This window comes from Pseudoalteromonas sp. SWYJZ19, assembly GCF_015864375.1.
Lineage (GTDB): Bacteria > Pseudomonadota > Gammaproteobacteria > Enterobacterales > Alteromonadaceae > Pseudoalteromonas > Pseudoalteromonas arctica.
Genome location: NZ_JADYXI010000011.1, coordinates 145,767 through 165,295 on the forward strand (window position 1 = coordinate 145,767; position 19,529 = coordinate 165,295).

A 19,529-nucleotide genomic window follows, 5' to 3' on the forward strand; every position below is an offset into this window, starting at 1 on the left:
TACCATAAGGTATACCAATTTTAACTTAGCGGCATTACCAGTAGGTCAGGCAGGTTTTTTACTAGAATATAAACCGCTCTAAACTAGTTTATAAATGGGTAATGTAGGTTGAGAAAAGTGTGGTGATTATTAATAAATAATAAAAAAGCCCCAAATTTGGGGCTTTTAAAAGTTAACTGATTAATTGGTTATTTAATCGTTTTGTATTTTCCATATAGATCCAACACCGACTTCAGATGATTGAATATAATGAAGACCTTTAGCACCCGCCTCTGCCTGAAGGCCTGCAGGGTCAGTTTCTAATAACGTACTTGTTGCTGTAACGTACTCAAGTACTTCTTTGCCATTAGTTGCTGGGTCTTGGTCAATTGCACCATCAGTATCGAATGCGCCATTACCATTTAGTTTTCTAATTTCAACCCAGTCACCGCTTGCATCGCCTGATACTCGACTATCCATATAACCAAAGTTGTTACTTAGCAGCGAGCTATCATGATTAATTAAGTCACAGTCATATTCAAAAGCATGGTCACTATCAAGTGTATTTGGATAAAATAGGCCTTGAGTTGTAGCACTGCTGTTTATTGTATCTTCGTCTGTTTGATCGCCTAAACCGTTTGCAATTAAATTTCCATTAAAGTTGATAACAAACGCATTTTTGGTTAGGCCGTATAGCACCGGCGCATTCGCTGCGGTTAACTCATCACAATCACTTGTTGGTGCTTTAGAGCCTATTTCTGTACTAAATACAATAGGTTGCTGCGAGTTCAAAACCGTATTGTTTGTTACATTTAGTGTAAAGTCTCCGGCACTATCAAGCACTGCCTGATTACCTGAATTTGGTACACCACCATCATCTTGCGAAAATGGGTTAGCTGTAAATACAATACCGCCCGCTTCTTTATTACCAGAACGAATACCTGCAATGTAGTTGTTACTTACGGTGTGACCAAGTGGTGTAATTAATATACCCGCTGGGCGATCATCAGAGCTTGCAATATCGGTAGTTCGAATAATAACGTTATCTGTAACACTGTTGAAGCCACCATCTTCTAGTGAAATACCCCCATTAGGATTTACGATTGTATTGCCTTTGATGGTTGCACCAGAAGTTTGTACACGCATTAAACGACGACCTGTTACAAAGTTTTCTACGCGGTTATACTGAATAGTAAAGTTTGCGTTATCAGCTGCACCGCTACCCGTTGTGCTACCTGCATTGATTAAATATAAACTTGATTGACCAAAGTTTGGATTATCACTGTCACTAAATAAATTATATTGAATAACGTGATCAGAGCTTGATGATGATATTTTTATCACAGACCCTTTTTCTGCTACATTTCGATTAGAGAATGTATTTCGCTCAACCAACGCGCTTTGACCTTTTATCATCAGCCAATGGTATTCAGAGTTATTGAGTGTAGCTTCTTCTCCATCCATCGTGTTTTGCGAAAAAGTAAAGTTATCCCCTTCTGAGTAAATAACAGCACCTTCTTCGGTTTCACAAAATGCACCCGCTTTAGTATCTATATTCTTAAAGGTAAGCCCTGTTAATCCAGCGCCATCTACTCCAGCAGCTACATGCACACATACTTCACCGCTAAGTACAGGAGTTTGACCTTCTACAGCGCGAAGCGTTACTGCACTGGTTAATAAAACTGCGTCCATATCAGCATAAACACCGGTGTTTAAGCCAATAACATCACCATCAGCTAAACCACCACTTATAGCACCAAGGAGTGCTTCAGGGTTACTAACTAATTGTGTGTAAACTAATGTATCAAGTGAGTTTGTAACCTCACTCGCAAAACCATCGTTATCTGTATACGTAGCTTTTACCGACATTATTGAGCCAGCGTAAGCAGAAGGTGTAAATGTTTTACTATTACTGTCGGCTACTTCAACGCCATCAGCAGACCAAGTATAAGTAACGTTTGCCTCTTCAACACCGTTGTTATCAGTTATCTCAGCGGTTAACTCGCCACTTGTCAAATAAGGCGCTACGCCCATAATGGCGACGCTACCGGCTTCGTCAACCGCAACAGCAGAAACAGCAATTGTTTCCTCTGATGTATTATCCTCGATAAATCCATTATCATCTGTGTAAGCAACTTGAACACTTATCTTTTGACCTAAAAGTGATGCATCAACTGTAAAGGTGCTTTGTGTTGCGCCATCTATCTCTTGTGCGTCAGCAAGCCATTGGTAAGTAATATCTCCTGTTGCCCCGTCGGTATCAGCAACTTCTGCTGTTAATATATTACCAACGGTTGGCGTGCCACTAATTGTAACTTCGCCTTCTGAGTTTGTTCGTGCTACAACCTCTGTACCCGTTGAAGTCACAGACTCGTTAAACCCACGGCTATCTTCAAAAGATGCACTAACTGTTATAACTGTACCAAACTGTGCGTCTGTTAACGTGAGCGTTGAAAGTGCCTCATCTGCAATCTCTATGTCATCAGCAAACCATTTATAAGTTACTGTATCGCCATCAAAGCCATTTTCGTCAGCTACATTGGCTGTTAGTTGCGAACCAACTAGAGCGTCGCCCGTAATAGTTAAACTTGCAGGGAATGCGATTGCGGCAACATCTGCGGTTGGATCTGTAATATGCGATTCATTAATACCGCCATCATCGGTATAAAGCCCTTGAACTGTAATTGGTAACCCTATCTGATCGTCAGTCAGTGTAAACGAAGCGCTATTTGCACCTGTAATTGCCTCACCATCTGCATACCAATAGTAAGTCACGTCACCTGAGATACCATCAGGGTCACTAACTTCAGCTGTTAATGTTTGTCCGCTTGTAACCGTTCCACTAAGAGCAATAGAGCCCAAGTTGTTGTCATTGTTGTTTGAGTTTGTGTCACAACCAACTATTGCAGCTGCAATAGCGCATAGCGCAAAATGTTTTAATTTCATGGTGGCTCTATTCTCCAAATTTATGGTTTTAATATTTGGTTATCTATTGTGTGTGTTACCAAATAAATCATGCGTTTATTACCAAATTCATTTAAATTGCAAATAAATTGTTAACCAACTTGGTAATATAACCATAATAAAATAACTTTTTCCACTACATCCACCCAATTAAATAACAACAAATAAACATAAAGTTAACCCTGCACTGTTATCGCAGGTCAAAAATTGAATTCAATCATGCACAATTACTGCGAAAATACATAACCTTAGAGTAAAAAATTGGTTTTACATGGGGTTAAGTAAATCAGATTTATTTAATATATATGAAGTATTCTTATTTGAAGACTATAAGAAAATTAAGAAATGAAGTGAGTTTGTATAAAAAGGATTATTTACAGAGAGAATGAAAAATAAGGGTAAAAAAGGGGCTATTTTCTTGCCCCTTTTTTATTAAGTACTGGTTTATAAAATAGCGTTATTATAAAACTCTACAGGCTCATTTGAGCCCAAAGCAACAGGCACACGTTGATGCAAGCTAGTTGGCGCAATATCTAAAATACGCGTTCCTCTAGAGGTTGCTTTACCACCTGCGTTTTCAACTAAAAGCGCTAACGGGTTTGCTTCATAAAGCAGTCTTATTTTTCCGTTATCGTTACCACTGCGTTTATCTTGCGGATACAAAAATAACCCGCCTCGGCATAAAATACGATGAACGTCGCCTACCATCGCTGCATTCCAACGCATTGAGCTTTTTTCAAAGCTTTCACAGGTGTAAAGCAATTTATCAAAATACACTTGTGTCGGTTCGTCCCAATAACGGTAGTTAGCCATATTAACGGCAAATTCACGACTCTGCTCTGGCACACTTAACTGCTTATTTGTCAGTAGATAACCGCCATGCGTTGAATCTAATGTATAACAACGCGTTGGACCGCCAGTGCTCATTACAAGTAATGATGAAGGGCCGTATAACACATAGCCTGCACATACTTGATTTACACCAGGCTGACTAAATTGCTCGTCGCTGTCGAAGGCAACATCATCACGGGCTAAGTAAATAGTAAATATAGTGCCTATTTGCCCATTAACATCAATATTAGAAGAGCCATCTAGTGGGTCAAAAGCAACAATAAACTTACCTTCAGGATGGCCACCTACCGCATGATCTTCTTCCTCTGATGCAACTGATCGAACGCTGCTGTCGTCAAGTAGTATGTCTTTAAGTAGTTGGTTTGCAATTACATCTAGCTTTTTTTGAACTTCACCTTGGATGTTTTCATTCAATGTTGAACCTAAAACACCGGCTAATTCACCTTGGCTTACTCGAAAAGCAATTTCTTTACTGGTCGCTAAAATTGTGCGAATAAGTAAAATAAGATCGGTATCTACACCGTCTTCTTTTAATACTGTATTTAGTCTTTTCATGCGCTATACCTATTTACACAATTTAGATCGTCAAAGCATTGCTCTAGTCTTGCAACCATACTTTGCTCTGAATGACGCAACCATACGCGAGGGTCATAGTATTTTTTGTTTGGCTTATCATCCCCATCAGGGTTACCAATTTGCTCTTGTAGGTATGCTTGGTTATCTTTGTAGTAGTCTAAAATACCTGTCCAACACGCCCATTGCGTATCGGTATCAATATTCATTTTAACTACACCATAGGTTAAAGACTCTGCAATTTTATCGTACTCAGAACCACTACCACCATGAAATACAAAGTTAATTGAGTTGCTTGGTAGATTAAATTTTTCTGATACGTAAGCTTGTGAATCTTTTAAAATAGTTGGTGTAAGAACAACGTTACCCGGCTTATATACACCGTGAACATTGCCAAAAGACGCTGCAATTATAAAATTAGGGCTAATACGACTTAAACGTTCGTAAGCAAATGCAACATCTTCAGGCTGAGTGTATAAAGAAGAGCTGTCTAGGTGTGAGTTATCAACACCGTCTTCTTCGCCGCCCGTGCAGCCAAGCTCAATTTCAAGCGTCATCCCTATTTTTGCCATACGCGTTAAGTAACGTTCACAAATTTCGATATTTTCTTCTAAAGGCTCTTCTGACAAATCAATCATATGCGAGCTAAACAGTGGTTTGCCAGTCAGTTCAAAGTGTCTTTCACCTTCATCAAGCAAACCATCAATCCAAGGTAGTAGCTTTTTAGCTGCGTGATCAGTATGAAGCATCACTGCTACTTCATAATGTGCTGCCACTGAATGTACATATCTTGCAGCACTTACCGCCCCAAGCACTGCTGATTGTTGCTCTGGTAAAGATAAGCTTTTACCACAAAAAAATTGAGCTCCACCATTAGAAAGCTGAATAATAACGGGCGAGTTTTTCTTTTTAGCAGCTTCTAGCGTTGCATTTATAGATGTTGTACTAACAACATTTACCGCTGGCAACGCATATTGATTAGTACGCGCATGTTCATACACAGCACTTACTTCATCGCCAACGATTACGCCTGGCAGTATTGTTGGGGCTAAATAATTCATTTATGAAATCCTTTCTATTTTAAAGCCTGGATACAAGAATCAGTAATTGCTTGCCAATTTTCTTGTTCAACCCACTCTTTTTTCGCTATCCAAGTACCGCCAACGGCGAATACATTATTTAAAGAAAGATAGTCCATTTTGTTACTTTCGCTAACGCCGCCTGTAGGGCAAAAGCTGACTGCTCTAAATACTGACGACACAGCTGATACAAAAGGTGCTCCTCCGGCAAGCGAAGCCGGGAATAATTTTTGCTCTTCAAAGCCATATTCAAGTGCCATTAAAATATCACCGGTGTTTGATACACCAGGAAGTACCGGCACATTACATTTAGCAAGTGCTGTAAGTAATGCAGGAGAAACCGCTGGCGTTACAATAAAGTCAGAACCCGCTTCAAGTGCTTGCTCTAAAATGTCAGTATTTATGACTGTACCCGCACCGACTTTTAGCTCTGGCACTTGTGCCTTAATAGCTTTTAATGCTTCTAAAGAAGCCTCTGTTCTTAGTACTACTTCAACTAAAGTAAGGCCAGCGTTAGCCATAGCTTTCGCTATTTGAACACCTTGCTCTGGCGTATCAGCTTGAATTATAGGTAGCAGTGTTTGTCCTGACATAAGTTCAGAAAAGCGAGTCATAACGTTGTTCCTTTATAAAAAGTAATGCGGCCGAGGTATGGCGGCCTTTAATGTTTGATTAACCTGAACTCTAGATAATAAATCTATCTCAAGCAGCTATTTTCAGCGCTAACTGCGTTGAATTTACTTGCAATAGGCCCGCTATTGACGCGTAAATTCGCCTTGTTTTCACTGAAAATCTCTAGCTAGAGAAAATAATTTTAAATATCACCATGATTCAATATGTTAGTAAATCTCTTAACCAGAGTTCAGGTTAATTATTTTGTTATACCAATTGCATTAAATTAATGATCTATTATAGCGACAAGAAAACAGCTCAATAACAAGGCTAAAATTATGATACATAGTTGTTCTATATAAATAATTTTTAACGTAGTTAGTGAGTTATTTAATACGCTAAGGTGATCATGTTTTTAATAAAATTGGTATCAAATACCAGCTTCAATCATTGCTAGCTGAAATATATCTTTTGGAGCAATGGCGCCTGGCTGTTGTATAACAGCACCTGCCGCTTTTGCAGCAAGTTGTACAGCATTTGAAATTGATTTATCAGATAAACGAGCACCTAAGTAAACACCGTTAAAGGCATCGCCTGCAGAGGTAGTATCTACAACGTTTGTTACCGGTATTATAGTGTGGCTTTGAAGCGTATCGCCCTCTTTGGTCACTACCGATTCAGGGCCATTTTTAACAATAATTTCTTCAATTTGGTAAGGTTTTAAATATTCAACAACCGCTTCTACGCTATGTACGTCATAAAGTGTTGTTAAATCTTCAACGCCTGGAAGGGTAATATCTGCAAGCGTAAAGGCTAAATGATATTGCTCTTTAGTTTCCTCTACACTATTCCACAAACGCGCTCTGTAGTTAGGATCAAAAACTATTTTAACCCCTGCATCTTTAAGCTGCTTTACCACTTTCCAAAATTGCTCGCGTGCACTTTCTTCAATTATTGCTAATGAAATTCCTGAAAAGAAAAACATATCACCTTGGCTAAGCTGCTCGAGTGCATCAGCATCTAAAAAATCAACAACCTTTTTAGCTGCAGAATCATTACGCCAATAAATAAAGCTACGCTCACCATGCTCATCTGTTTCTATGTAATACATGCCGGGTACTTTGGTATCGTGAGCAAATACGAGTTGTGTACTTATTTGTTCACTTTCAAAGCGCTCAAGCATTTTTTTACTTAAATTATCTTGACCTAAAGCCGTAACAACCGAGGTAGTAACCTGCGGGAAGCAACGTTTTAAATACACTGCAGAATTATAAACATCGCCTGCAAATGATTGGTGAAGTGTGGCTGCGCTCATAGCTCTAAGCTCGACCATGCATTCACCGATAAAGTAAATATTTTTCATCTTGGAAGTTACCCTATGTAGTTAACTGCTATGCGCTTATACAAAACATGTTGGCATAGCAGTTATTATCTAGATTATTGAGGCTTTTTAAGAGGTTCTATTTTTGGAATTAAAATCCAAACAGCTGCCATTGCTATAATGGCTAAAGAAGCACCAATAACAAATGCTGGCGTATAGTTACCATCAGCAGTAAGAATAGGCACAAGCGATGTAAGGCCTACAGCGCCAAGTTTTGCCGCCATACCAGAGAAACCTGACAGTGTACCCACTGCTTTTTTACCTAGTAAATCACTTGGTAGCGTTTGCACGTTACCAATTGCAGTTTGAAAACCAAATAAGATAACAGCCATAATTAGTACCGCAGTTGTTGGTCCACCTGGATTTGCCATTGCAAGTAACGCAGGTAGCATAATTAAACAACCCAGCGTAATAGTTAGCTTACGTGTTTTATCTGTATTCCAGCCTGCTTTAAGTCGGTTTTGAGCCAATAAGCCACCAAACCATGCGCCAAACATTGCGCCAACATAAGGAACCCAACCGTATATACCAATAGACTTAACATCCATGCCGTATACTTCGTTTAAGTAAATTGGAATCCAAAAAACAAATAACCACCAAATAGGGTCAATTGCAGCAGAGGCAATAATTACACCCCAGCTTTGTTTACGAGAAAGTAGTTCGGCTGTAGATGGGTTATATTCTTCTTCGTCTTCTCCTGTTACATCGCCGTTATCATCAACACGTCTTTGACCTGTTAAAATGTATTCACGTTCTTCAGCTGTAAGCCAAGGGTGAGAGCTAGGCGGCGCTTTAACTAAAATTAACCAAGGCACTAACCAAAGAAAGCCTAATACACCAACAAAAACAAACACCATTTGCCAGCTAAAGTAGATAGTTAAATAAGCAATTAAAGGAATAGCAATAATACCGCCAATAGCAGCGCCAGAGTTAAAAATACCCTGTGCTAAGGCACGCTCTTTAGTTGGAAACCATTCAGCATTACCTTTAGCTGCGCCCGGCCAGTTACCGGCTTCTGCTACACCTAAGATAGCGCGAAAAATACTAAGACTAAGAACACCTTGTGCAAATGCATGCGCAACTGTTGCAATAGACCAAACACCTATCGATAAAACAAAACCGAAGCGTGTGCCTACCCAGTCAAATATTTTACCAAATATGGCTTGACCAAATGCATAAGCAAATACAAACACAATTGAAATATTAGCGTATATTTGTTTGCGTTCTAGCGCTGATTCATCAGGAAATAAATCTTCAACGATGTCCGGCCAAAGCACACTAAGTGCTTGACGGTCGATATAGTTAATAATGGTAGCTAGCGCAATTAGCGCTATAACCCACCAACGTAAGCCTTTAAGTTGCATAATTAATCCTCAAGAAAGTCTTCACGCGCTGGGCTAAAAGTATCAATCAGGATTCCGCCTGTTGGGCAGGTAGCTCCATGATCAGCAAATGGTGGGATTAAGCAGCTATCACCCGGTTTTAAGATTTTAGTTACGCCATCAATGTTAAAGTGGAACTCACCTTCAACAACATACGTTACTTGAGAATGTCTGTGAGCATGGTTATAACCAATAGCCCCTTTCTCAAACCAAATTTTAACAGCCATTAGCTCTTCGTTATAACCTAGCATTTGACGTTTTAGACCATTTCCTAAATCTTCAATTTCGGTCTCGTTGCCAAATGAAAAGTTTGCGCTTTGCTTTTGCATCCTATTTACTCCTGATTATTGTTCATCATATAAACGCCTAATCGGCCATTTAAAGTGAACTCTTTATTTTGATAATTGAATGTATTTTTAGCTGAGGTTGGTGCTTTATTAATAGCCACTAAATATGACTTGCCTTTAATATCAAGTTCAACAAGTGTTAAATCGCCCTGCTGACTATATTCAAGCTTTGTAACTCTACTAACAGCTTCTAACGTATATTCTTTACTTGGATTGTATTCACCGTGAGGCTCTAATACAGATATAAATTTATGATGCTTTTGACCCTCAACACGACGAATAAAACCGTTTTCGTTGCGTAAGTTAAAATCAGGGTCGTTTGCGCCTATTTGAGTAAACAAGAAAGACTCATCACCTTTAACCAAACTCGTTTGCGTATAAAAGCGACCATTTTCGTTTAACCACGTTACTTTAGCTAAACCACTTTGAGGTTGCGCTTGAGCTTTAAGCCATAGATGCTGGTAGCCATTTTTAGTACCTAATGCAGACAGTTGTGTTGCATTTGCTTTTAACTCAAAGCTGGTATCTATAAGCTGACCTTTATAATGCAAAGGCAAGTCAAGTTGATGCGCTTTATTTGCAGCAACATCAAATATATCAAGTGCAACGGTGCTTTCAAGCTCTGGTAAGTTAATAAGTGCAAGCGTACGTTCAAGATCAACGCCTTTATAAGCTGTGCTTATTTCGCCGCTTGAAACCGTGCCGTATTCATTCGTTTCGAAAAAGTTAAGTGTAGGGTAATTACTATTTCCTACTTCAACATTTGCATTAAAATGCGTTGTTTCGTCAACCACTACCGTATTGTGCGCAACCGTGTGTTTAGCATAAGTTTCGTTTTCAGGTAAATAACGACCGCCATATTTAGCTTCTACATTTAAAAAACGTGCTGCGCCATAATCAGATACAATTTCATTACCGTGGTCGTAAAATTGCCATGTTAGTTTATCAAAATGACCGTGACCTAAGCCTTGTGCAGCAGGTTTAAATAGTAGCGCTTGATCGCCACCTACCTGCGTTCTCATTACAACTAGAGCACCTTGTTTACCGTCATTACCATCGCCGAAGGCAACAGATTTAAACGAATAAGGTTTTGCCATGTTGTTATCAAGTGCTTGAGCTACTTTTAGTCCATCACCAGAGAGAATTATTTGGTCTTGTTGCTTAGCAATATCTAAATAACCCGCATCGTTGGTTAAGCCATATGCTGCCGTTACACCATTAACTAACTCAATAGTATCGATACCTTTACTTTTTATTGCATCGTTAATTGGGAAAAACAAACCGTTGTAGCTAAGTTGAATCGTCGTATCAATCGCTTTTAATAATATGCCATCGCGATATTCAAAGATTTTTCGTTGTGGTTCGTTGTTTTCAATCGCTTTAGCAAACGTTACAAAGGGTAATAGTGCAAAGCGTTGATAGTAAGGACCTTCGTTATAGTAACCTTGTGGTGAAAACAGCATCTCTAGCTGCTTAATAAAGCCTCCTTTACCCGACTTTTCTAAATCGTATAATGATTTTTCTACCCACTCAGATTCGCCTAATACATACCCGGCCATGCCAACACCCGCTGTTGCCCATGTTCCATGGTTGTGTACTTTATTAAATGTAGAGGGTTGGCCTACTGATGTGAACAACGAAACAGGACGTAGTAAGTCATCCTCGATTGTTTTAATGTTATCGGCATTTAACGAGTCATGAATTAGATCATAAGCTTGTATTGTGTACACAAGCCACATTGCTTCATTTAGGCTTTGCCAAAAAAACTTACCTGGATTTTGCGAGTCCATTTTACGTTTTGGATGCAGACCAAGCGTTGGGTATAATTTTGCATACTCAAGCAACATATCACGTACATAGTTTGCGTATTTATCATCTTGGCTTAATTGATAAATAATGCCCGCGTTGTACATAAGTTGGTAATTTTTCTTGTGGCGTTCATGTGTATAACCACCACCACCATCTTTTGGTACAGGTACCGCAATTGGTTGAGCTATTTGTTCGTCTACTTGCGCTTTTAATAGCTCAAACGCAGTAGAAAATTTACCTTCGCTGCCTATTGCTTGACGCATATGACTTACGTCATCAGTAGTAATTACTAAGTTTGGGTGCGCTGCATGCGCACCCAATGATGTAAGTAATGTAAGTGCTGCTACAGCCGCTATTTTAAAACCTGTTTGGCATTTTAATAAGTACATAGTATTTACCCTGCCTTATTTAAAATGTTGTTATTTTTTAATACTGCTGTATGTGGGCCTTTAACTCTTAGTTCTTTAACACTTGGTGCTTTAGTTACATCAAATGTATTGTCTGAGATTTCAGTTTTAGGCTCGCCTACTGTGTGCTCTACAACAATAGGAGCAGATTTAACAAATTTATTATCTTTGATATTAGTAACCTGAACACCGTGAACATAAATGCTCGCTTGCTCTTTGTTACGCTTACCAAGGCCAACGTTATTAAGCGTGTTATTTGTCATTTCAAAATGAGGGCCAAATGTACTTTCATCAGTACCACCGCGGTAAAGCTTAAGTACACCACCTTGCACATCATTAAATGTATTATTATTTACAATAACGTATTCCGCGTTATAAACACCTAAGTCTTCAATTTCAGTATTTAGACGTAAAATGTCACCTGTTACTGTATTAAAGGTATTACCTGTAAGAATAATTTCATCAGCCATTGCACCTTTACCAGTGATAAAGAAATGGAATGAATGATTAATATCTAAAGCATTTAACTCTGAGTTGGTCATTACAAAGCGGTAATTATCAACCATACCCCATTTTTGCGTACGAACAATGCTGTTACCTATTGCATCTGGCGCGTTTTCACCTGAAATAGATAAACCATCTAGTTTTAAGCTGCCGCCATCATGTATTTCAAACAAGGTAGAACGTTGAAAAGTAAGTTTAGACTTTGTGTTCTGCTTCGCTTTAATTGTCAACGTTTTATCAATTTTAACCAGTTTAGAAACATCATACTGGCCAGGCGCTAGTTCTAGAACATCGCCCGACTGTGCATTATCAATAGCATCTAGTAATGCACTTACATCAGCTTTAACAGAATGTGTCTTACCAGAATCAAAATCAACTAAAGCAGGTACTTTTGCATACCAGCTAACACCGGTATCTTCTTTTTTAAGTACTTTTAAATCGCGCTTTGCACCTACATTTAAACTTTTAGATGTTGGGTAAAGTAGACCATTACTTGCTTTTTTAAGCGTGATTTTTTCTTTTTTTACACCGTACGTTAGCTCAGAAAGTACTTTTGTATCAGCAATGTTGTTACTTAGTACCAGCCCGCTTACATCATCAAATGTTGTAAATGGCTGTTCACCATCTTGATTTATGATTAAGTTATTTTTCATTACGCTATCTTTAGGTGCAGCGCTACGCTCAGCATCGCTACCTGCGGCAAGTTGAATATGACGCACATTTATAAATGTGTTGTTTTCAATTGTCGCATTTTCAACTTGGTGATAACGATTTATAGATGAATTTGGTACGCCGTTCATCACAGTAAAACCACTGCCAAAACGATACCCTGTTAGACCTTGTAGGTAGTTATTTCTTACAATTTGGTCTTTATTGATAACGCGGATACCACCGGTGTGGTCAACACCATTACCAATAAATATATTTTCTTCTATTAGGTTACCGTTACCATGGCGCAGCGTTAATGTACCGCGCGCTTCATAAAATACGTTATTACGAAGGATGTTTTTACCTGACTTAACCGACACAATTTCTACTTCACCATTGGTGCGTTCAAAGTAGTTATTTTCTACCAATGTATGTGAATCAGTTAATGAGTAATGACTAGTACCAATACGAAGTGTTTCACCACCGTTTGAACCAAAAGTTGGACGGTAGCCAAAATAGTTATTATCTATACGGTGATAGTTTTCTTGGCTTGCTTGAGTGTTTAAACGAACAGCAACTGTCACGCCTTTATTTCGTTTGCCAACTAAATGACTATGATCAAAGCGGTTATGTTGTCCATATAATGCAACCCAATAATCAGACTCTCGTTTGTCTGGATTACTGTAATTATCAATTACAATTTCTGTTACTCGTGAGTTGTAGGCTAATTCATTTTTGTTTTTACGAAATTCTATTACAGCTGAGCTCGGTGTGTAGCCGTCTTTAAATACTAAGCCAGAAGCCTCAAGGTATTTACCTGCAAGTCTTAGGTTAGATTGACCCGATAAAATTACTTTGCCGTTAGTTTCAGCGGTCAATAAAATAGGAGAGTTTTTTGTACCTTGGCCTTCAAGTAGGATTTCGAAGTCAGACCAAGTACCATTTTTAAGTACTACTTTGTCGCCAGCAACTAGATTAGCTGCGATATCATTAAAAGCTTGTTTACTTTCTACAAAATAATCTTTGGCCGCTATTTGTGTGGATATGCAACCGATGAGAACTAGACTAAGCTTTATTGTGTTAATCAAACGCATAGTTAACTCTTTTTCGTTGTGACTGAAAGTAGTGCTTCATCAGAATTTTAAAAAGCTGACATTGCACAAAGACTTTAGTCAATTGGTGTCATGTGTGTTAAAGCGCCTTAAGCTAAAAGCCTAAAGCGCTCAATAAGGTCGAGAAGTATTACTTTTCTAACTTTTTGAAGTAATCAAAAATTTCAGGAACGTTACCTTGACCCATACCAGCGTCAAACGCTGCTTGTAGGTTAGCTGATGAACCTTCAGCGATTTTTGATTCAGTACCTAGGTCTTCTACCATTTGTAGGAAGTAGCCTAAATCTTTGTTTGCATTAGCAATCGAGAAACCAAGGTCACTAACATTATCAACTGCATAGTTTTTACAAAATTGCATAAACGGTGAGTTAGATGGACCAGTCGACATGATGTCAAAAAGTTGTTGACGGTCAACACCAGCAAGCTCTGCAACTGCAAATGCTTGTGACATAGCACATACTGTAGTCATGCCCATGAAATTGTTGATAAGCTTAGTTGTATGACCTGCACCTAGCTCGCCAAGATGGAAAACGTTTTCACCTTGATCTTCCAGTACTGGTTTAACTTTATTGAATGTAGCAATATCGCCTGCAGCCATGATGTTTAAAAGGCCATCTTTAGCATGTGCTGGTGTACGACCAAGAGGAGCATCAATCATGCCTGCGCCTTTAGCTGCTAAATCAGCACCAATTTTTTTAGTAGATGATGGGATAGAAGTACCAAAATCAACTAATACTGCACCTTCTTTAATACCCGCTAGGATACCGTCTTCTGCATAAATGATTTTTTCTACAACGGCAGAAGTTGTAAGACAAAACATAACAATATCTGAACCTTCAGCTAGCTCTTTAGCAGTGCTTGCTGTTTTTGCGCCTCTAGCAACACATGCTGCAACCGCATCTTTGCTAAGGTCCATAACAATTAGCTCATAGCCTTTGTTTTGTAAATTTTCGGCCATGTTGCCGCCCATTAAGCCTAAGCCGATGAAACCGATGACTGGTTTTGACATGAATAACTCCTAAATATGTGGCGCATACTTTTATAAGAACAAGTAAAATCTACTCTAAAATACGCTGTGTCTTTGTTTCAATTTGTAGAGTAACTTTAAGCTTGAGTTATTTATAAATTAACCTGTGCAAAACGTAACTCTGATTAATTACCAATACATTGTATTCACTCAAACCAAGCAACTTACCAATTGGTATGCAAAAACTGTATTACCATACACCTTTTTTGTCAACCAATAAGTTAACCAAGTAAATCCCATATTTTTACAAATTACATACAAATAAATTTAATACCAATCAAAAACAAAGAGTTAGATATGAAAAACCCAATCAGACATAGGTTAAATTTTGTTGAACAATCAGTAACTTTTTTATACTAATAGGTTGACCAATAATTGAGTGTTCTTTATTTAAATATGCAAAATTCAATAAAATGGTTCATTAATTGGTAATTTACAATTGATGTTATTGGTGAAATTATAAAGACCATACGTGAACAGCTTCCGACTCTAAATGGTATTGAGGTTGTGATTTGTACGTAACGCCTACATATATGGCTAATACATATAAAAACCACAAAATGCGCTTAATAATAGCGCTTAGTTAAAAATATACTGAACTTTGAAAAATCACTAAAGGAACTGAATAATGCGTTTATTACATACTATGCTGCGTGTAGCGGATTTAGACAAATCAATTGCTTTTTATACTGAAGTATTAGGTATGAAAGAGTTACGACGCGCAGACAATGACGAGTATCGATATACATTGGCTTTTATTGGGTATGGAGATGAGAAGGACACGACAGTCCTAGAATTGACATATAACTGGGATGAGGATAGCTACGACCTTGGTAATGCTTATGGCCATATAGCCATCGAATTTGATAATATTTACAAAGCCTGTGCTGATATTAAGGCAGCCGGTGGTAATGTTAGTCGTGAACCTGGGCCTGTAAAAGGCGGTACTACTGAAATTGCTTTTGTAAAAGACCCTGACGGTTATTCAATAGAACTTATTCAGAAAAAAGATGACATGAGTAACTTTTAAGTTATGTAAGTTATGGGTGCTAGTTTAAATTAAAAAAGGTGCTTTTTAGCACCTTTTAACGCAACTGACTGTCTTTACTGCCACGTCTATTAAACGATTTAGCGCTAGCACCATTACCTTCTATTGCAGCTTGGCATGCAACACAATAGCGCACTCCTGGTAACGCGAGCCTTCGTGCTTGTGGGATTTCCTCATCGCACTCATCACATAACTCTGCACTTGCGCCAGATATTAAATTGCTTCTTGCATACTGTACGGCGTCATTAACACTCGCATCAATTTGATCTTGAATTGCACCGTCTCGTGCCCATCCACTTGCCATAAATCCTCCTAATAAAGTTGGATGTTTAAATTTATGCTACCAAATCGAATCTTTATAAGTACTGAATAAAAAAGCTAGGAATGTGATGTTCTTTGAAGGTTTAAGCTATAAAACTATATTTTATATCTAAAGAAAGATGCTGTAGTTGCTCCTTGTAATCTATTTTTCACAAAAAATTCAACACTCTACAATTAGGCAAAAAAAAGCAGCTAAAAAAGCTGCTTTATAATTCCAATGATTTATTTAAATATTAAAGACTGTAGTCAACAACCTTCATACCTAATTTTTCGAGCTCTGGACGAAGTGTTTTAGCATCACCCACTACTAAATAAATCATGTCTTTAGTATTTAAGTGTTTTTTAGCTAAGGCGTTAACTTCTTCTTTGCTGATATTGCTAACAATCTCATTCCTTTCTTTTACAAAGCTAGGTTTTAAATCGAATTCTAATATTTGTGCTAAAAAGCCAAGTTTTGCATTAGGCGTTTCGTATTTAAGCGCATCTTTTTGATTGATAGCCTTACGCATAAACATAAGCTCTTCATCAGTGACACCGTTTTGAGCATAGTTATTAAGCTCATTAGTAAACTCTGTAATAGACGCTGCAGTAGAGTCGGCTCTCACCGCTGCAGAAGCGGTAAAGCCACCTGATGTTTTATCACCCCAGAAACGAGAGCGAGCACCGTAAGTGTAGCCTTTATCTTCTCGTAAATTTAGATTGATACGGCTATTAAACGTGCCACCAAGTGCAAAGTTCATCAAGTTAGCTTTAAAAAACTCACCTGTAATATCTTCAACCATATCGCGTTTACCTATACGAATTTCTGATTGAGGAGCGTCTGGTTTATCGACCAAATAAATTACATTAGTTTCTACTTTAGGTTCACTGAAATCAACCGCTACTAAGCTCGATTTACCTTTCCAATTTGTAAGTGTAGCTTTAACTTTTGGTTCAATTGTTGACTCTTTTAAATCAGAAACAATAATTACTTGAGCGCCCTGCGGTTTAAAGTTTGCGTTATAAAAAGCTTTAACGTCAGCAAGTGTAATAGCCTCTATACTATTAAGCGTTCCAGTACTTGGAAGTGCAGCTATATTGTTGCCATATAGTAATTTACTATATGTATTAGATGCTAAATACCCAGCATCCTTCATTGAATGTTGAATATTTTGAATGATTTGCTTTTTATTACGCTCAAAGTCATCTGCATTAAATGCTGGTTTAAATAACTTTTCTTCTACAAGCTTTAGCGTTGCATCTACATTTTTGGTTAAGCTAGAAACATACACATTTGTATGTGTTTTATCTGAGTAGATACTTACCTGGCTACCTAGTTTTTCAAGCGCGTTACTCATCTGCTCTGTAGTGTAGTTTTGCGTTGACTCGCTCATTAACGATGCAGTTATTGATGATAAACCCACTTTACTAGCTTGCTCATTATATAATCCACCCGGGACTTTAATGAAAATAGCAGTCGTTGGAGTTTCGGTACTCTGAGTGCCTAATATTTTAATACCGTTTGCGGTATTAGTTTGCCAAAGTGCAGGCACATCAACGGCAGGGTTTGCACCTGCTACTGGATGTACACTTCGATCAAACGTATCAACAGCTCTTCTCGCTACTAAATCATCGGCAGAAGTTGTAGACGGGCCACCAAAGTCATGCGTTTTAGGGGTAAAGTTATCTGGAGCAGCTATAAGTTGAGTTTGCCCTTCTGGTACAACACTCATAATAACGGCAGATTTACCTTTGATATATTGATTAAAAACACGCATAACATCAGCTTTTGTAACTTTGTTATAACGTGCAATCTCATCTTTAGCTGAATTTGGGTTACCTGTAAACGTTTCTGACGCGGCTAGTTGAGAGACTTTTCCTGATACGCTTTGCAGACCAAAAATTGCACCAGATTCTATTTTAGCTTTTACTTTATCTAAATCATCTTGTGTAACGCCACGCTCTTCAAATTCAACAAATGAATCACGAATGATTTTTTCCATATCAGCTAACGTTTTCCCTGCTGTAGGATTTGGTAAAGCATAAAGACTAATTGAACACGCTAACTCTTGGCATGGATGATTTGCACTTGCTTGAACAGCAAGTTGAGTTTTAACTAAGTTTTTGTATAGTAGTGAATTATTACCACCACCCAATATTTCAGCAAGTATATCAAGAGGTGCTTCATCTTCAGAGCGAGCGTAAGTCGTTGGGAAACTCATACTTAATAAAGGCAAATGTACCTTATCTTCCATTGAAATATATCTATCAGCATTGAGTGTTACAGCTGTTTTTTCTACTGTAGGGATTTCAGGGCCTTTTGGAATTGGTGCAAAGTATTTAGTAACTAATGGCAGTATTTCATTAGCGTTGATATCGCCACCAATAGTAAGCGTTGCATTATTAGGACCATACCACTTTAAAAAGAATGCTTTTAAATCATTTACATTTACGCGATTAAGATCGTCCATAAAACCAATTACTGGCCATGAATATGGATGACCATCTGGATACATCGCTTGAGCAACACGTTCACCTAAACGACCATAAGGGCGATTATCAACACGTTGGCCGCGCTCATTTTTTACTGTTTCGCGTTGTACTTCAAATTTTTCTTGGGTTACAGCATCGAGTAAAAAGCCCATTCGATCAGCTTCTAGCCACAACATTTTTTCTAATTGATTTACAGGTACTGTTTCAAAATAATTTGTTCTATCTGAGTTAGTTGTACCATTTAAAGTACCGCCTGCTTCAGATATTATTTTAAAATGTTCCTCATCAGCAACATTCTCTGAACCTTGAAACATCATATGCTCAAAAAAGTGAGCGAAGCCTGACTTACCCAACTCTTCGCGAGCAGAACCAACGTGGTATGTTACATCAACGTGTACTAAGGGATCTGAATGATCTTCATGCACAATTACAGTTAAACCGTTATCTAGTTTATATTTTTTATACGGTATGTTGATTTCACCTGCATTAGATTTCACTGATTCAATAAGTGTAACGCCAGGAATTGATGTTTCTGTAACAATATTTTTATCAACAGCTTGAGTTGAGCTATTACATGCAGCCAACCCTGATGCAAGTAAAACAGCAAGTGCAATTTTTGTGAGTTTCATTTTTTAGTCCATATTTAAATTAACTCAATGAGTTTAAAGACTAATTAAAAGTACAACAAGGAGTATGGAGCGATTATGGGCTTGGTTTTGTAACAAAGTGTAAATAGATTGATATAAAAATGAAGTGTGAAATGAGGGTGTTAATTTGTGGTTTTATTCTAATAACACTGCACTTCCCTATCTAAGTAGTAAATGATATAGCTAAGAGATTGATACTCTTAATAACATCGTGCATATAGAGTGTTATGTAACACTGCTTTATACAATACTTAAAATAGTAAGTGGCGTCCCCAAGGGGATTCGAACCCCTGTTACCGCCGTGAAAGGGCGGTGTCCTAGGCCTCTAGACGATGGGGACACATAAATGTGTCACTAGGACAACT

The 19,529-nt window shown here is 38.1% G+C and carries 13 protein-coding genes and 1 tRNA gene; 1 reads left to right on the plus strand and 13 read right to left on the minus strand.

The annotated features are described in order from the left end of the window. Nucleotides 1-192: 192 nt before the first annotated feature. The 10 genes from I6F45_RS12635 to I6F45_RS12680 form a co-directional block, all read right to left on the minus strand. Entirely contained in the window at nucleotides 193-2,925 is a 2,733-nt protein-coding gene (locus I6F45_RS12635; protein WP_165741881.1) for a poly(beta-D-mannuronate) lyase, read from the minus strand. Nucleotides 2,926-3,387: 462 nt separating this feature from the next. Then, nucleotides 3,388-4,350 carry a class 1 fructose-bisphosphatase gene (locus I6F45_RS12640; protein ID WP_010555334.1) on the minus strand — a complete coding sequence of 321 codons (963 nt, stop codon included), beginning with the start codon at nucleotides 4,348-4,350 and terminating at the stop codon, nucleotides 3,388-3,390. Then, complete coding sequence (gene fbaA, locus I6F45_RS12645) at nucleotides 4,347-5,429, minus strand: class II fructose-bisphosphate aldolase (protein WP_007585332.1); 1,083 nt, start codon at nucleotides 5,427-5,429, stop codon at nucleotides 4,347-4,349. Before fbaA ends, I6F45_RS12640 begins: the two co-directional genes overlap by 4 nt. A gap of 14 nt (nucleotides 5,430-5,443) precedes the next feature. Then, nucleotides 5,444-6,061 carry a bifunctional 4-hydroxy-2-oxoglutarate aldolase/2-dehydro-3-deoxy-phosphogluconate aldolase gene (gene eda / locus I6F45_RS12650; RefSeq protein WP_007585331.1) on the minus strand — a complete coding sequence of 206 codons (618 nt, stop codon included), beginning with the start codon at nucleotides 6,059-6,061 and terminating at the stop codon, nucleotides 5,444-5,446. Between the two features lie 428 nt (nucleotides 6,062-6,489). Then, on the minus strand, nucleotides 6,490-7,422 hold the full coding sequence (locus I6F45_RS12655; protein ID WP_197119998.1) for a sugar kinase: 933 nt from the start codon (nucleotides 7,420-7,422) through the stop codon (nucleotides 6,490-6,492). A 74-nt stretch (nucleotides 7,423-7,496) separates the two neighbouring features. After that, nucleotides 7,497-8,804: an MFS transporter gene (locus tag I6F45_RS12660; RefSeq protein ID WP_007585328.1), complete on the minus strand. Its 1,308-nt coding sequence runs from the start codon at nucleotides 8,802-8,804 to the stop codon at nucleotides 7,497-7,499. A 2-nt stretch (nucleotides 8,805-8,806) separates the two neighbouring features. After that, entirely contained in the window at nucleotides 8,807-9,151 is a 345-nt protein-coding gene (locus I6F45_RS12665) for a cupin domain-containing protein (RefSeq protein ID WP_002962963.1), read from the minus strand. A gap of 5 nt (nucleotides 9,152-9,156) precedes the next feature. Beyond that, entirely contained in the window at nucleotides 9,157-11,367 is a 2,211-nt protein-coding gene (locus I6F45_RS12670) for a heparinase II/III domain-containing protein (protein WP_197160690.1), read from the minus strand. Nucleotides 11,368-11,372: 5 nt separating this feature from the next. Further along, entirely contained in the window at nucleotides 11,373-13,631 is a 2,259-nt protein-coding gene (locus tag I6F45_RS12675) for a polysaccharide lyase 6 family protein (RefSeq protein WP_197142556.1), read from the minus strand. Between the two features lie 148 nt (nucleotides 13,632-13,779). Beyond that, nucleotides 13,780-14,658: an NAD(P)-dependent oxidoreductase gene (locus I6F45_RS12680; protein ID WP_008170302.1), complete on the minus strand. Its 879-nt coding sequence runs from the start codon at nucleotides 14,656-14,658 to the stop codon at nucleotides 13,780-13,782. 646 nt (nucleotides 14,659-15,304) lie between these two features. On the opposite strand from I6F45_RS12680, the gene gloA reads away from it, so the two are divergent. Next, nucleotides 15,305-15,706, plus strand: a complete 402-nt coding sequence (gene gloA / locus I6F45_RS12685; RefSeq protein WP_165729483.1) for a lactoylglutathione lyase — start codon at nucleotides 15,305-15,307, stop codon at nucleotides 15,704-15,706. Nucleotides 15,707-15,761: 55 nt separating this feature from the next. Here gloA and I6F45_RS12690 read toward each other — a convergent pair whose 3' ends face one another. The 3 genes from I6F45_RS12690 to I6F45_RS12700 all read right to left on the minus strand — a co-directional run bounded on the left by I6F45_RS12690 (nucleotide 15,762) and on the right by I6F45_RS12700 (nucleotide 19,504). Next, nucleotides 15,762-16,028, minus strand: a complete 267-nt coding sequence (locus I6F45_RS12690; RefSeq protein ID WP_165729482.1) for a DksA/TraR family C4-type zinc finger protein — start codon at nucleotides 16,026-16,028, stop codon at nucleotides 15,762-15,764. 250 nt (nucleotides 16,029-16,278) lie between these two features. Beyond that, nucleotides 16,279-19,146: a M16 family metallopeptidase gene (locus I6F45_RS12695; RefSeq protein WP_197160692.1), complete on the minus strand. Its 2,868-nt coding sequence runs from the start codon at nucleotides 19,144-19,146 to the stop codon at nucleotides 16,279-16,281. A gap of 282 nt (nucleotides 19,147-19,428) precedes the next feature. Continuing rightward, nucleotides 19,429-19,504: transfer RNA gene (locus I6F45_RS12700), tRNA-Glu, on the minus strand. Between the last annotated feature and the right edge of the window lie 25 nt (nucleotides 19,505-19,529).

Coding starts and splice junctions, on each gene's coding strand:
- I6F45_RS12675 (WP_197142556.1), bottom strand. CDS start 13,631: ATGCGTTTGATTAACACAATAAAGCTTAGTCTAGTTCTCATCGGTTGC.
- gloA (WP_165729483.1), top strand. CDS start 15,305: ATGCGTTTATTACATACTATGCTGCGTGTAGCGGATTTAGACAAATCA.
- I6F45_RS12680 (WP_008170302.1), bottom strand. CDS start 14,658: ATGTCAAAACCAGTCATCGGTTTCATCGGCTTAGGCTTAATGGGCGGC.
- fbaA (WP_007585332.1), bottom strand. CDS start 5,429: ATGAATTATTTAGCCCCAACAATACTGCCAGGCGTAATCGTTGGCGAT.
- eda (WP_007585331.1), bottom strand. CDS start 6,061: ATGACTCGCTTTTCTGAACTTATGTCAGGACAAACACTGCTACCTATA.
- I6F45_RS12660 (WP_007585328.1), bottom strand. CDS start 8,804: ATGCAACTTAAAGGCTTACGTTGGTGGGTTATAGCGCTAATTGCGCTA.
- I6F45_RS12640 (WP_010555334.1), bottom strand. CDS start 4,350: ATGAAAAGACTAAATACAGTATTAAAAGAAGACGGTGTAGATACCGAT.
- I6F45_RS12695 (WP_197160692.1), bottom strand. CDS start 19,146: ATGAAACTCACAAAAATTGCACTTGCTGTTTTACTTGCATCAGGGTTG.
- I6F45_RS12690 (WP_165729482.1), bottom strand. CDS start 16,028: ATGGCAAGTGGATGGGCACGAGACGGTGCAATTCAAGATCAAATTGAT.
- I6F45_RS12665 (WP_002962963.1), bottom strand. CDS start 9,151: ATGCAAAAGCAAAGCGCAAACTTTTCATTTGGCAACGAGACCGAAATT.
- I6F45_RS12670 (WP_197160690.1), bottom strand. CDS start 11,367: ATGTACTTATTAAAATGCCAAACAGGTTTTAAAATAGCGGCTGTAGCA.
- I6F45_RS12655 (WP_197119998.1), bottom strand. CDS start 7,422: ATGAAAAATATTTACTTTATCGGTGAATGCATGGTCGAGCTTAGAGCT.
- I6F45_RS12635 (WP_165741881.1), bottom strand. CDS start 2,925: ATGAAATTAAAACATTTTGCGCTATGCGCTATTGCAGCTGCAATAGTT.